Annotated in this window: 16 protein-coding genes and 1 pseudogene; 6 read left to right on the forward strand and 11 right to left on the reverse strand. The window is 69.9% G+C overall.

Translation table 11 applies throughout. From position 1 onward, the window contains the following. Nucleotides 1–14: 14 nt before the first annotated feature. From P0Y41_RS06845 to P0Y41_RS06855, 3 genes are all read right to left on the reverse strand, one after another. Complete coding sequence (locus tag P0Y41_RS06845; RefSeq protein WP_284063206.1) at nucleotides 15–467, reverse strand: desampylase; 453 nt, start codon at nucleotides 465–467, stop codon at nucleotides 15–17. A gap of 4 nt (nucleotides 468–471) precedes the next feature. Then, nucleotides 472–1065: an NUDIX hydrolase gene (locus P0Y41_RS06850; protein ID WP_284063207.1), complete on the reverse strand. Its 594-nt coding sequence runs from the start codon at nucleotides 1063–1065 to the stop codon at nucleotides 472–474. Nucleotides 1066–1146: 81 nt separating this feature from the next. Continuing rightward, complete coding sequence (locus P0Y41_RS06855) at nucleotides 1147–1560, reverse strand: Lrp/AsnC family transcriptional regulator (RefSeq protein WP_222608684.1); 414 nt, start codon at nucleotides 1558–1560, stop codon at nucleotides 1147–1149. A gap of 98 nt (nucleotides 1561–1658) precedes the next feature. Between P0Y41_RS06855 and carA the strand changes: the two genes are divergently transcribed. Together carA and P0Y41_RS06865 are read left to right on the forward strand one after the other, a co-directional pair. Continuing rightward, nucleotides 1659–2726 carry a glutamine-hydrolyzing carbamoyl-phosphate synthase small subunit gene (gene carA / locus P0Y41_RS06860; protein WP_284063208.1) on the forward strand — a complete coding sequence of 356 codons (1068 nt, stop codon included), beginning with the start codon at nucleotides 1659–1661 and terminating at the stop codon, nucleotides 2724–2726. A 78-nt stretch (nucleotides 2727–2804) separates the two neighbouring features. Next, on the forward strand, nucleotides 2805–4625 hold the full coding sequence (locus P0Y41_RS06865) for a Rieske (2Fe-2S) protein (RefSeq protein WP_284063209.1): 1821 nt from the start codon (nucleotides 2805–2807) through the stop codon (nucleotides 4623–4625). A gap of 35 nt (nucleotides 4626–4660) precedes the next feature. On the opposite strand, the gene P0Y41_RS06870 is transcribed toward P0Y41_RS06865, so the two are convergent. From P0Y41_RS06870 to P0Y41_RS06905, 8 genes are all read right to left on the reverse strand, one after another. Next, nucleotides 4661–5377 (reverse strand): HAD family hydrolase, encoded by a 717-nt coding sequence (locus P0Y41_RS06870; RefSeq protein ID WP_284063210.1) that lies wholly within the window; start codon nucleotides 5375–5377, stop codon nucleotides 4661–4663. 79 nt (nucleotides 5378–5456) lie between these two features. Further along, nucleotides 5457–5891 carry an LWR-salt protein gene (lwrS, locus tag P0Y41_RS06875; protein ID WP_390215033.1) on the reverse strand — a complete coding sequence of 145 codons (435 nt, stop codon included), beginning with the start codon at nucleotides 5889–5891 and terminating at the stop codon, nucleotides 5457–5459. Next, on the reverse strand, nucleotides 5888–6172 hold the full coding sequence (locus P0Y41_RS06880) for a 4a-hydroxytetrahydrobiopterin dehydratase (RefSeq protein WP_284063211.1): 285 nt from the start codon (nucleotides 6170–6172) through the stop codon (nucleotides 5888–5890). The genes lwrS and P0Y41_RS06880 overlap by 4 nt, the downstream gene beginning before the upstream one ends. Before the next feature lie 120 nt (nucleotides 6173–6292). Next, nucleotides 6293–7213 (reverse strand): DUF7260 family protein, encoded by a 921-nt coding sequence (locus tag P0Y41_RS06885; protein ID WP_284063212.1) that lies wholly within the window; start codon nucleotides 7211–7213, stop codon nucleotides 6293–6295. Between the two features lie 98 nt (nucleotides 7214–7311). Next, nucleotides 7312–8643, reverse strand: coding sequence for a glutamyl-tRNA reductase (gene hemA / locus P0Y41_RS06890; protein WP_284063213.1), 1332 nt, complete (start codon nucleotides 8641–8643; stop codon nucleotides 7312–7314). Continuing rightward, nucleotides 8636–9274, reverse strand: a complete 639-nt coding sequence (locus P0Y41_RS06895; RefSeq protein WP_284063214.1) for a precorrin-2 dehydrogenase/sirohydrochlorin ferrochelatase family protein — start codon at nucleotides 9272–9274, stop codon at nucleotides 8636–8638. Before P0Y41_RS06895 ends, hemA begins: the two co-directional genes overlap by 8 nt. A 202-nt stretch (nucleotides 9275–9476) precedes the next feature. Further along, entirely contained in the window at nucleotides 9477–10571 is a 1095-nt protein-coding gene (gene ahbB / locus P0Y41_RS06900; RefSeq protein ID WP_284063215.1) for a siroheme decarboxylase subunit beta, read from the reverse strand. A 105-nt stretch (nucleotides 10572–10676) separates the two neighbouring features. Next, on the reverse strand, nucleotides 10677–11075 hold the full coding sequence (locus tag P0Y41_RS06905) for a DUF5778 family protein (RefSeq protein WP_284063216.1): 399 nt from the start codon (nucleotides 11073–11075) through the stop codon (nucleotides 10677–10679). A gap of 160 nt (nucleotides 11076–11235) precedes the next feature. On the opposite strand from P0Y41_RS06905, the pseudogene P0Y41_RS06910 reads away from it, so the two are divergent. The 4 genes and pseudogenes from P0Y41_RS06910 to P0Y41_RS06925 all read left to right on the forward strand — a co-directional run. Then, nucleotides 11236–11511 (forward strand): annotated as a pseudogene (locus P0Y41_RS06910) (ubiquitin-like small modifier protein 1); the annotation flags it as partial. A 132-nt stretch (nucleotides 11512–11643) separates the two neighbouring features. Then, nucleotides 11644–11901 carry a MoaD-like domain-containing protein gene (locus tag P0Y41_RS18115; RefSeq protein ID WP_465260679.1) on the forward strand — a complete coding sequence of 86 codons (258 nt, stop codon included), beginning with the start codon at nucleotides 11644–11646 and terminating at the stop codon, nucleotides 11899–11901. Next, nucleotides 11901–12392, forward strand: coding sequence for a DUF8048 family protein (locus P0Y41_RS06920; protein ID WP_284063217.1), 492 nt, complete (start codon nucleotides 11901–11903; stop codon nucleotides 12390–12392). Before P0Y41_RS18115 ends, P0Y41_RS06920 begins: the two co-directional genes overlap by 1 nt. A 69-nt stretch (nucleotides 12393–12461) precedes the next feature. Further along, on the forward strand, nucleotides 12462–12863 hold the full coding sequence (locus P0Y41_RS06925) for a response regulator (RefSeq protein ID WP_284063218.1): 402 nt from the start codon (nucleotides 12462–12464) through the stop codon (nucleotides 12861–12863). Nucleotides 12864–12923: the final 60 nt, after the last annotated feature.

Raw genomic sequence — 12923 nt, forward strand, 5'->3', positions numbered from 1 at the left:
AGGACGTCAGGCCATTACGGCGTTTCGACCCGGAGCGGCCGGAACGACTCGCCGGTCCAGCGGTACGCGACGATCTCCTCCGGCGCGACGATCGCGTAGACGTAGCCCGTCCACGTCGCGCGCTTGTGGTCGATTTCGGAGGGTTCAGCCGGGCCGCGCGGGTGGCTGTGGTAGAAGCCGACCACGTCGCGACCGCGGGTCTCAGCGTTCTCAATGGCCGCGACGGTCTCCGCAGGGTCCAGTTCGTAGAAACGTTCGGGGTCGTCGGCGACGTTCGCGACCGGAACCGCCTCGGCGACGCGGTCGGCCGTATCCGCGTCGCGCTCCCCGCGCTCCGTGTCGGCGTCGCCCGCGCGTTCCCCGAGAAGGACGCCGCACACCTCCGCGGGCGCGCCCGCGACGCGGCGCTCGCGGAGGATCTCACGCACGTCGGCCGGCACCAGCAAGCGGCCCGCGGACACAGTCACACCCCTACTCGAAGTCGCGCCGCATCGCGATCTCGAACCACGGGCACAGGCGCAGTTGCCGGTACCACTCGGGGTGCTCGTGGAGGTGCTCGTAGTCGACCCACAGCAGTCCCGCGATCTCCTCCTCGTCGGGGTCGAGGGCGTCGTCCTCCAGCGTGACTTTCAGGACCGCACAGACCTCCCACTCCAGCCCCGCGTTCTCGAAGTAGCGCTTGTACTCGAAGCGGTCGGTGAGCGTCACGTCGTCGTACTGGTCGGGGGTGATCCCGAGTTCCTCCTCCAGCCGCTCGCGTGTGGCCTCCTTCTGCGTCTGCCCCTCGACGGGGTGAGAGGCGACCGTGCCGTCCCAGAACGTGCCCCACAGGCGCTTGCCGGGCGCGCGCTGGCCCAACAGGAGGCGGCCGTTCGAGTCGAAGACGAGGCAGGTGAACGCGCGGTGGCGGATGCCGTCGCCCGTGTGGGCGTCCAGCCGGTTCACCGTGCCCTGCGGGTTGTCGTCGCTGTCGACGGCGATCACGTCCTGGAGCGCGTTCTCGTGGTCCGAGTCCTCGCTCGCGGTCGCCGCGGCGTCGCTCGCGTCGGCGTCCTCTGTGCTCATACGCCGTGGGTCGTGAGGGCGGACCATGACCGCTTCGGTCGACCGCGACGGGACCCCCGCTGGTGACCCGGCGGGCGAGACCTAGCCGAGCCGTTCGTCCAGAATGAGTCGCGTCTTCGTCCCCTCGATCTCGTCGAGTTCGCGGGCGCGCGTGATGAGTTCGTTGACGGCGCGGGTGTCCACGCAGTCGACGATGAGCACGATGTCTTCTTGTCCCGACACCTGCCACACGAAGTCGACTTCCTCCCAGTCTGCCAGCCGCTCGGAGACGGCGCTGGTGTTGACGTTCATGTCGACGCTGATCTCCACCATCGCCTTCACGTTCCCCGTGCGCGTCGTGACCGTGAACCGCTCGATCACGCCCTCGCTGGTCATCCGGTCGACGCGGTTTCGCACCGTCCCCTCGCTGGTGCCCACCTCCTCCGCGATCTCCGTGTACGGCGTCCGGGCGTCCCGTCGAAGGAGGTTCAGAATGCGCCGGTCGAGATCGTCCATACACGCCCTTGCCGGAGGGACGGCAAAAGAGATTACGAATTTCGTAACTGAGCTTCGAACGACGCACTTATGTGCCGCCAGAGGATGTGTAACTCGTAATGGCGGACGCCTACGTCGCCCTGGCCGATGGTCGTGTCTTCGAGGCACGCGCCCGCGCGCCGGGCCGGACACGTGGTGAACTGGTCTTTACGACCGCGTACACCGGGTACGAGGAGTCGCTCACGGACCCCTCCTACGAGGAGCAGGTCCTGACGTTCTCCTACCCGTTGATCGGGAACTACGGCGTCCGAGACGAGCGATTCGAGTCCGATCGCGTCCACCCGAACGCGGCGATCGCCCGCGAGTTCACCGACGACGTCGCCGAGTGGCTCGAGTCGGAGGGCGTGCCCGCGGTCGACCACCTCGACACCCGCGACATCGTCACGAGCGTGCGCGAGGAGGGCGCGATGGCCTGCGGCATCGCCGCCGGCCCGGACGCGACCCCCGAGGCCGCGAAAGAAGAGCTGGAACAGTGCGTCGAGATGTCCGACCACCTCGACATCGGCAAGCAGGTGTCGACCGAGGAGCCGTACACCGTCGAAGGCGGCGGCGAGTGCAACGTGGCGCTGGTCGACTGCGGCATGAAAGGCTCCATCCCGAGTTCGCTGACCGACCGGGGCGCCGACGTGCACGTGCTCCCGTACGACGTTGACGCCGAGACGGTCGCGGAACGCGATCCGGACGTGCTGTTCATCTCGAACGGCCCGGGCGACCCCGCGAACTTCGAGTCGGCGCAGGCGCTCGTCGAGGAGTTCGCCGGCGAAGTCCCGCTGGCGGGCATCTGCCTCGGCCAGCAGATCGTCGCCCGCGCGTTCGGCGGCGACACCGAGAAGATGGCCTTCGGCCACCACGGCGTCAACCAGCCCGTGCGCGACCTGGAGACCGGCCAGGTCGTCATGACGACACAGAACCACGGCTACTCGGTCGCCGACCCCGGTGACTTGGAGGTGACGCAGGTGAACGTCAACGACGACACCGCCGAGGGACTCACGAGTAACGAGTGCGCCGTCGTCACCCGGCAGTACCATCCCGAGGCCAATCCGGGCCCGCACGACTCGCTGGGCTTCTTCGACGACGTACTGGAGATGGCCGAGAACGGGTCGCGGACGCCCGCCACCGCCGATTAGCGACGGCGAAACTGTTCGCGTTCTTACAAAATTCGACTTCCGAGAAGCTACTTCCCCGCTCGTGTCGTCTCGCCGAACATGGCAGTCGATGACGCGGGACGCGACGAGTACCGCAAGGCGGTCGACCTCGACGACCTCCGCAAAGAGGGCCGCGCGCTGACCGCCGTCGACGGGACGCCGATCGCGCTGTTCTACCACGAGGGGGAGGTGCGGGCGGTGAACAACCGCTGTCCGCACATGGGCTTTCCGCTCACAGAAGGAACCGTCGACGAGGGCGTGCTCACCTGCCACTGGCACCACGCGCGCTTCGAGCTCTCTTGCGGCGACACGTTCGACCCGTGGGCCGACGACGTGGACACCTACCCGACGGACGTCCGAGACGGGACGGTGTACGTCTCGCCGGCCCCGCGGCGCTCGGATCCGCCGGGAGTCCACTGGCGCGAGCGCCTCGACGACGGCCTCGAACAGAACCTCCGACTCGTGCTCGCGAAGTCCGCGGTCGCGCTCACCGACGCGGGCGTCCCCCCGGCCGAAGTCGTCGAGCGCGGCGTCACCTTCGGCGTGGGCAACCGCGCAGACGGGTGGAGCTCCGGGCTCACCATCCTGGTCGCGCTGGCGAACAGACTGCCGGACCTGGACGAACCGGACCGGAAACGCGCGCTGTATCAGGGGCTCACGGAGGTCGCCGGCGACTGCGACGGCGAGGCGCCGAAGTTCGATCAGGAGGCGTTCGCCGCGACGGACGTGCCGTTCGAGCGCCTGCTGTCGTGGTTCCGCGAAAACGTGGAGGTGCGCGACGCCGACGGCGCCGAGCGCGTGCTTCGCACCGCCGTCGCGGCCGGCCACGACCCCGAGAAGCTGACCGAACTACTCGTCACCGCGGCGACCGACCACCGCTACCTGAACACGGGCCACACGTTCGACTACGTCAACAAGGCGACGGAGGCGCTGGACCTGATTGGGTGGGACGACGAGGAGCGCACCGCCGAGGTGCTCGCGTCGCTCGTGCGCGGGCTCGCGACGGCCGACCGCGCCGAGGAGACGTCGTCGTGGCGCCAGCCCGACGACCTCGCGACGATGTGCGAGGAGTCGTTCGCTCGCCTCGACGACCTCGTCGCCGCCGGCGAGGCGAAGACGTGGACCGAGCCGGACGACTTCACCGAGCGCCTGCACGCGGCCGACCCCGAGACGGTGTTCGACGCGCTGGAGGGGGCGATCGAGGACGGGGCGACCGTCGAACAGCTCGCGAGCGCCGTGTCGTTCGCGGCCGCAAAGCGCGTCGCGCTGTTCGCCACGAGCAACGAGTTCGCCGACTGGAACACGGTCCACCACACGTTTACGTTCGCGAACGCGGTTCACCGCGCGGCCGAGCGGACGGACGCGACCGCGCTGTATCGCGGCGTGTTCGACGCCGCCGTGAACGTCTACCTCGACCGCTTCCTCAACACGCCGCCGGCGCCCGAAGCGACGGGCGATCCCGACGCCGATCCGGAGACGGCGCTGGAGTCGCTCCGGACGGCCTTCGAGCAGCAGGGGAGGGTGCAACAGGCGGGCGACGCCGTCGCCGATTACCTCGCCGGCGGCGGCGACCCCGACCGGCTGAAGGCCGCGCTGGGCAACGCCCTGCTGGTCGAGGACACGAACTTCCACACGTTCCAGGCGTACGAGGCGGCGTGTCGCCAGTTCGACCGACGCGCGGCCGCCGGCGACGACGCCGGCGTCACCGACGAGCAGCGCGACTGCCTCGTCGCCGCCGCGCGCTACATGGCCGCCCACTACCCGACGCGTCGGTCGCGCGAACAGACGTTCTCCATCGCTGCGCGGCTGTTGCGCGGGGAGCGGGTCGACGCCGCCGACGAGGGAAGGGACGCGGATGCCGAGACGACGGCGGGGGATTGATCGGCTGGTGACGACGCGGCCGGCGATCGGTCCGTTCAGTCGTCCTCGAAGCCGGATCCGTCGGTCCGGGCAGCCCCCGACCCCCACAGGGCGTCGGCGGTGCCGCCCCGCGGAAGGTCGTCGAAGCTCCACACTCGGTGGTCCGCGCGGACGCAGCGTCCCCGCTCCTCGTGCCCGTGGCGCTCGACGTGGACGGCGTCGAGGCCCGCGTTCCACGCGGCGCCCACGTCGCTGTCGCCGTCTCCGAGGTAGACGCCCCGCTGGCTCGTCGGGTCGACGCTGATGTCGTCCATCGCGATCTGCAGCGGGTCGGGGGCGGGCTTCCACCCCGTCTCGTCCGAACACGAGAGGAACGTGTCGAAGCGGGCGGTCAGGTCGAGCCGGTCGGTGACCGGTCGGGCGAGAAACTCCGCGCAGTGGGTGACCAAGCCCACCGGAACGTCCTGCTCGTGGAGGTCGTCGAGCAGCCGCGCGGCGTCGTCGTGGAGGTACGAGGCCTCGGCCCGCGCTTGCGGGTTCTCGACGGCGTGGAACGCCGGCCAGAACTCGGTCGGGTCGAGCCCCCACTCGCGCAAGAGCGGGTCGCGCGCGCCGGTGAGGCCGTGCCACAGCAGTTCGGCCTGCCGGTCGGAGAACTCGTACCCGAGACGAGCGCCGACGCGGTCGAACACCTCGCGGGTGTACGACCACTCGGCGTCGACGAGCGTGCCGTCGAGGTCGAACAGCCAGAAGTCGTACGTGTTGGGGACCATCAGCGGAGTCTGGAGTAGGTCGTTCCCGCTGTTATATCTTCGCACCCTAACGACCGAGTTTGGAACACCTTACTCGGGGTCAGGGCGCGGGATCGTCCGTTGCCCTTCCCGCGGCCGTACCGTCGCCCCCGTCCACGCGAATCGACGAGCCGAGGTACTTGTGCAGAACTTCGCGGACCGAGTCCGCCCGAAACGCCGTGAGGTCGTCGGCGATTGCGTCCCGCAGCGCCTCGAGGTACGCCCGGTCGGTCTCGAACTCCGAGAACCTCGCGGACACCACCTCGACCCCCGCAGGGAGCCGGTCGGCACACAGCCCGCGGACGTGCTCCTCGTCGTTCGCCTCGCCGCGCCACAGCGCGTCGCGAAACAGCAGCCATCCCTCCTCGCCCGGCCGCGGCGCGGGGATCCGAAGCACCGTCTCGAAGGCGTCCGGGTCGATACGCGCGCGCCGCGGCGAGAGAGTGAACCGGACCCGGAACACGTACGACGCCTCCATCGCCTCCGCCCCCGTCACTCCGCGAGTTCGTTCAGTCGCTCGGCCAAGTCGATGTCCTTCGCGGTGACCCCGCCGGCGTCGTGGGTGGTGAGGCGGACCTCGACCTCGCGCCACTCGACGGTCATCGACGGGTGGTGGAACGCCTCCTCGGCGAGGCCGCCCGCGCCGGCCGCGAAGCCGACGCCTTCGAGGTACGAGTCGAACTCGAAGGTGCGGGCGATCTCGTCAGCGTCCGCGTCGTGACGCCAGCCGTCGGGTAGTTCCGCCGCGATCTCGTCGGTATCGAGTACGTCGCTCACGGGAACACGGACGGTCGCCCGGGGCAAAAGCGTACCTCGGGGATCGTCCCTGTGAGAACCGAAGAAGACAGCCGAACAGAGCCGGTCAGGCGGCACGAGTCGGGACGCGTCCGAGATCGGTCAGCGACCGCCCGCGGCCGACGCGAGCGCAGACGTCGCGTCGTCGATCAGCGAAAGCGTCCTCGCACCCGCCGACAAGACCGGATACGGCGAGGCCAGCGACCGGTAGAGGTAGTCGAACCAGTGGCGACGGTCGCCCTCCTCGTCGTGGATCCGGGTCTGCCGGTCGGACAGCAGCGACTCGACGCGCCCTTCGTGCCACTCCAGTCGCTCGTACTCCGCGACGATATCGGTGTAGCTCGCCCGCGACAGATCGCGGTCGACGACGCGCTTGCTCGCGTCGACTGCCGGCTCGAGCGTCGATTCCGCCGCGTCGATCGACGACCACTCGGTCTCGAGTTTCGAGAGCAGCTCCGCGCGCTCCTCGCTCGCGTGCCGGGCGCTGCTCGTGAGCGTCGTCCGCAGCGACGGGGTCAACGTCCCGCCAGATTCGACGAGCGCACTCGCGACGGGCGGGGAGAACTCCTCGGCGACGTTTGTCGCGAGCGTCTCGTTGTACTCTTCGTCATAGTGAGCCGTCGCCATTACGGTCTCTCTGTACGCCTGACGGGCGTCTGCCAGCCCACCGCCGTCGACAGTGGCCCCCTCGGCCGGCACCGTCAGGACGTTCGTGCCCCCGCCAGTCGGCATCGGCTGTGTTCGTTCGCTCGGTTCCAAGTTCGCGACGCGGCGTCGGAGCTGCTCGAACGCGTCCCGCTCGGCTCGCGTGCGGGTCGCCTCCCGCGCGAGCGACTCGCGCGCGCCGTCGAGCCGCGAGAGCACCGCGCCCGCGAGCACGACGAAGACGGCCGTCAACCCCAAAACGGCGATCCCGACGGCGACGTCCGGGTGATCGCACGCTGCCGCCCGGCACAACGACTCCACTCCCAGTTCGACCGGCTCGGTCGAGATCCGACCGACACCGTGACTCGTACCTCGCATGCGTACACGTGTGACGGCAACACACATCACAGTTTCCCCGATGCCTGTGAGCGCGAAATTTTTCCTCCGACACCGGTCGGAAAATGAGTGACCGCGGCTCAGTCTTCAGAGAGCTGGTCGAGCACGCGCTCGGGGGGCTCCGCGCCGCCGTCGGGCGACTGTGCGCCGTCGGGGGTCGCCGGCGGCCCGTCGAACTCGGGGTCGAACAGCTTCATCGCCGTGTGGATCGTGGCCCAGTCGTCCTCGGCGGCCGCCTCGCGGAGGCTCTTCGTCGGCGCCGCGAGGAGCTGGCCGACGAGCGAGTCCGCGAGGGCGGCGACGGTCTCGCGCTGCTCGTCCGTGAGGTCGCCGTGCGCCTCGAGCTTCGCCATCGCCTCACGCAACTCGCGCTGTTTCGTCCGCTCGGCAGACTCGTACATGGCGGAGACGGCGTCGTCGGCGCGCTTCCGCTTGAACTCCTCGAGGAGGCGGTCGAACTCCGCGTCGATCATCTCCTCGACGGCCTTCGCGGCGGCGGCGCGCCGCTCGCGCGCCTCGTCAGTGACGGTTTCGAGGTCGTCGATGTCGCGGACGGCGACGCTCTCGTCCCCGGCGTCCGGAACGACGTCTCGGGGCTGTCCGAGGTCGATACACAGCGTCTCCCCCGCGTCGGCGACCGTCTCATCGCGGACGGTCGGTTCGGTCGCCCCGGTGGCGGCGATAACGACGTCCGCGCGCGACGCCGCCGCGGACAGGTCCTCGAGGCTGATCGTCGTCGACTCGGTGTCGAGGTCGGCCGCGACGTGCTCGGCCGTCCGGTGCGTCCGGTTGGCGACGACGATCCGGGAGACGGGCGAGGCGTCGAGTGCCCGGGCTGCGAGCAGTCCCATCTCTCCGGCGCCGACGACGAGCGCCGACGCGTCGGCGAGGTCCGTCTCGCGGGCGGCGAGTTCGACCGCCGCCGAGCCGAGCGACAGCGATCCCTCGTTGATCGCCGTCTCGGCGCGGGCGCGCTTGCCGACCTGCTGGGCCTTCGAGAGCGCGTCGTCGAGGACGCCGCCGGACAGCCCGCCGACCTCGCGGGCCGCCGTCGCGGCGTCGTGGAGTTGACCGAGGATCTGGTCCTCACCGAGCACGAGCGACTCCAGCCCCGCGGCGACGCGCATGAGATGTCGCAGGCTGGCCTCGTGATTGAAGTAGACGATGGCGCCCTCGCGAACGTCGGGGGCGAGCGCCGCGACGGCCGCCCGCGCGACGGCGGCGTCGTCGGCCGCGACGTACGCCTCCGCCCGGTTGCACGTCTGGATGGCGAACGCCTCCTCGATCCCCTCGCGAGCGAGCAGATCCGACACGAGCGTCGTCGCGTCCACGGTCTGTGCGGACTCGATATCTCCGACGGACGCGTTCGTGTGGCTCACGCTCACGCCCGCGATGACGCCGGTGTTAATCATTGGTCGCCTCCATGACTCGGTTCGCTTCTTGGCGTGCGTTGGAGAGTCCGTCTTGTAAAGCCTTCCAAACGTCCGACGATCCGACCACCGCGCGAACCGCGTCCCGGCGCTCGGTCGGCGCCACCTCGGCGGCCTTCAGGTCGGCCCTGATCGCCGCCACCAGTTCGGCCATCGGCCCCGCGCCCTCGATCTCCGATTCGATCCGTCGCCGCAGGTCCTTCGAGAGCGCGGGCGCCGCACCGCCCGTCGCGACCGCAGCGACGACCGGACCGTCGCGGACCGTCGCCGGGACGACGACGCTGCCTGCGTCGCGTCCGCCCGAGCGGTCCGCCCGGTTCACGAGCGCGCCGGCGTCGCGAGCGGCCGCGTCGGCGGCCTCGTTCACCGCCGCGTCGTTCGTCGCCGCGACGACCAGCGCCGGGTCGAGGCGCCCGACCCAGTCGGCCACCGTCTCCGGCGACGGCGCCGCCCGCACCAGCTCCGCGTCGCCGAAGTCGCGATCGGCGAACTCGGGGCTGACGACGACCGTGCGAGCCTCCCGCGCGAACGTGCGGGCCTTGCGCGCGCCGACGGCTCCACCGCCGACGACGAGCACGGTCTCCCCGTCGAAGTCGTGCAGCAGCGGGATCACTGGGCTGCCTCCGCATCGTCGGGCGATTTCGCCCGCATCACATAAAACTCCGTCCCGAAATCCCGGTCCGGGGATCGCTGGCGAACCCGTTCGGGTCGGGCGGGCGGCTGCGTCCGTGCGCTCCCCGGGAGGCGGCGAGACCGCGCGGCGATCGACCCCACGGAAAGCGACCGCGTGCCGGCCGAGGGGGAACGAAGCGCGATCACGCGTCCGTGGGTTCCGTGTCGTCGCCTCGCACCTGTGCGTCGGCGCGCTCGTCCAACCGGATGCCCGTCTTCTTCAGGATTCGCGTCGAGAACAGCGAGTCCCACTCGTCGTCGCCGACGTCCCAGTAGTCCGTCATCACCTGCCGAACCTGCTCGATCCGCCGGTCGGACTCGGCCTCGTTGCGGCCGTGCGTCATCGCGAAGAAGTTGTACGGCCACACGCCGTCGTGGCGCGGGCGGTGATAGCAGTGGGTGACGAACCCCAGCGACGCGACGGCCGGGCCGACTTCCCCGAGGAGGTCGTCCGGAACGTCCCACACGGTCATCCCGTTCTCGGTGTATCCCAGCGCGTAGTGGTTCGGGATGACGCCGACGCGGCGCACCTTCCCCTCCTCGTTGAACCGCTTGATCGTCTCGACGACCCACTCGACGGGCTGGTCGATCGCGTCGGCCACGTCCGCGTACGGGGTCTCGGTGATCGGGAGGCCGCCCTGTACCTCGACGACGAGGTCGCGCTCTCGGGCGGTGATCCCGCGCTCCTCGGACGGGTCCACATCGGGGCCCAGACGCGACAGGTCCAGGTCGCCGTCGCTCACGGGGCCATCGAGGAGGAACTTCGCGCCGACGTGGAACTCCGCTTGTTTCGGGAGGTTGTACGTCTCCTGCCCGGTCGTCCCCTCGATCTCCGCGAGCACGCGCTCGACCTCGTCCTCGCTGGCAACCGAGACGACGAACCACATGTTGAGGTGCGGGTGTTCGCGCTCGTAGTTGTGCGCCACCTCCCGGAAGTCGTTGACCGTCTCGGCCACCGCCTCGTACTCGTCTTCGGGCGCGTGCATCGCCACGAGCGTGGCGGTGCCGCCGATCTCCTCGGCGTTCACGAGTGCGCCGAACCGCGAGAGCACACCGCGCTCGTCGAGGTCGCGGACGGCCGCGAGCAGTTCGTCGGCATCCACGTCGACGCCGCGCTCCGAGAGGGCCGCCGCGGCCGGTTCCCACGGGCGTTCGACGACGGGGAAGCCGCCCTGGAAGGCGTTGACGACGGCGCGTTCGAGCGTCGAGAGGTCGACGTCCGTCCCGACTTGGTCCATACCGATACTGCGAACGCCGCGAGGATAAGCGTCGCGTTCGTGGCACCTGATAGCAGTCGACGACCTCGTGGACGCGCGGGCGACCGGGGGCTCCGGACAGTCCGCTCAGGGAACGAGCGTCACGTCGCGGACGCCGTCGAGTGCGGTCACCTCTGCACCCAGCGCGTCCTGGTCGACGCCCGCCTCGTAGTAGAACACGAGGTCGAAGGTGCCCTCCCGCAGCAGCTGCTGGCACTCCCAGACGAACTCCTCGTCCTCGACGGTGAGCCCCTGGAACTGGTTCGAGGAGAAGTCGGTGTCGTCGTTGCCGGCGTGGATGTACGACTCGCCCGTGCCCGCGTGGTCGGCGATGACCTCGTTGAGATCGACGGTGAGTTCGTGCATCTCCAGGTCTTCTTGTCCTCCCAGCGACGTGTGGACGACCATCCCGACCAGTTCGATCTCGCCCGGCTCCAGCAGCGCCTTCGTCCGCTCGTAGATGTCTTGGTCGATCGCGTCTGTCATACCGCGTCGTGGGTTCACCGAAGGGATACCGATAACGGTTTTCGCGTGAGTGCCGCAGCGGCTCGCGGCTCGTTTCGCCCCTGTTCGTTCCGATTCCCCGCGTCCGTCGGCCTCGCACTCCCCCGCGTATCTTTTTAGCTTCCTGCGCCCACGTGTTCGCATGGAGCTCACGCTGAAGTTTTTCGCCACCTTCCGGGAGGCGGTCGGATCGAAGATCGTCGACCGGTCGTTCCCGGACGCGAGTACCGTCGGCGACGTGCTCGCGGCGCTGGAGTCCGAGTACGACGGGCTCGCCGGCGGGTTGATCGAAGACGGGGACCTCAAGCCCCAGATCAACGTCCTGCTCAACGGCCGCGAGGTCCTGCACATGGACGGCGTCGAAACCGCGGTCTCCGACGGCGACACCCTCGCGGTGTTCCCGCCGGTCGCCGGCGGCGGCGTCGACTGTGACCGCGCGGGCGGGGAATCGAACATCCCCGACGCGCGGACCGACGGCGGAGATGGCGACGACGCCGACGACCGCGGCGCGGGTGTCGCAGCCGTTGATACCGACGGGACCGAGACCCGGGTGGAGGCGTACCGCGGCATCTCCCGGCGACTCGCCGTCCATTACCTCCGGAACCTCGGCGGCGACGCCGACGGCCCGGACGACGAGGTCCGCGAGGTCGTCGGCGACGGCTGGCGAGCGTCCCTGCGCGCCGAGAAGGTCACCGCCGCCGCCGCGATCACGCTCACCGAGGTGACGGTTACCTTCGAGGGCGACCCCGCGGTGCTCGACGACCTGCTCGACCGCTTCGGACAGAAGGCGATGCGCGCCGGCGGGTGATGCCCGGACGCGACCGCGACAGCGCCGGTGACAGCGAGCGCAACGCCGACCGCGACGGCGCCGACGACCCGTCGTACGACCCCGAACGACGAGAACTGGGCCACCCGATCGACTCTAACGCGCTCATGATCGCGGCGGCGACCGCCAGCGTCGGTCCCGGGCGTCTCCCCGAACTCCTCCGGGTCGCCGACGAGCACCTCCGCGAACGACGCGAGGAGTACGACCGATCCTACGAGTGCGTCGACGACGCGCATCACGCCGATGCCACCGATGACGCCGGTGGCGTCGATGACGCGGGCACCACGACGTACCTCGTCCCCGACGGTCACTGGGGCGAGGTCGGCGACGACCTCGGCCTGAATCGCCGCGAGGCAGACGCGCTTCGACGGGCCCACGAGCAGCACCTCCTCAGGCTCGGGACGAAACGGCGGCGCCGACGGGAGTTCGAGTCGGCGCTGGAGCTGCGCGAGGCGGTCGTCATCGGCGGGTGATCGCCCGCCGGAAGCCGATCGCGAGCGATCACCGACGGGATTTATTAGTTATCGGACCCGTCACTCGCCGTGAACGAACGCGTGCTCGTGGTGGAGGATTCGACCTTCCAGCGTGCACGCATCCGCGAGCGTCTCGAACCGACGTTCGAGGTGGTCGCGGAGGCGGGCACGGGCGACGAAGCGGTCGCCGCCTACCGCGAGGTCGACCCCGACGCGGTGACGATGGACTTCGCGCTTCCCGGGCGGGACGGCCCCGCGGCGACGGCGGCGATCAAGTCGACCGATCCGGCCGCAGTCGTGGTGTTCTGCACGTGCGTGACCCAGCAGGCGCAGCTCAAACGCGCGATACGGGCCGGTGCGGACGACTACGTCCGCAAGCCGGTGAGCGACGGGGCGCTCGTCGACGCGCTCAGCTCCGCGATCGACGAGGCCACCGAAGCGCGGTCGCCCCCGGAGCACGCCGGCGACTGACCGGTCGAACGCACACGATCACGTCACCGGTTCGGGTCCCGCTCCGCGTCTCTCCTCCGC

Source organism: Halobaculum halobium (assembly GCF_030127145.1).
Classification (GTDB): domain Archaea; phylum Halobacteriota; class Halobacteria; order Halobacteriales; family Haloferacaceae; genus Halobaculum; species Halobaculum halobium.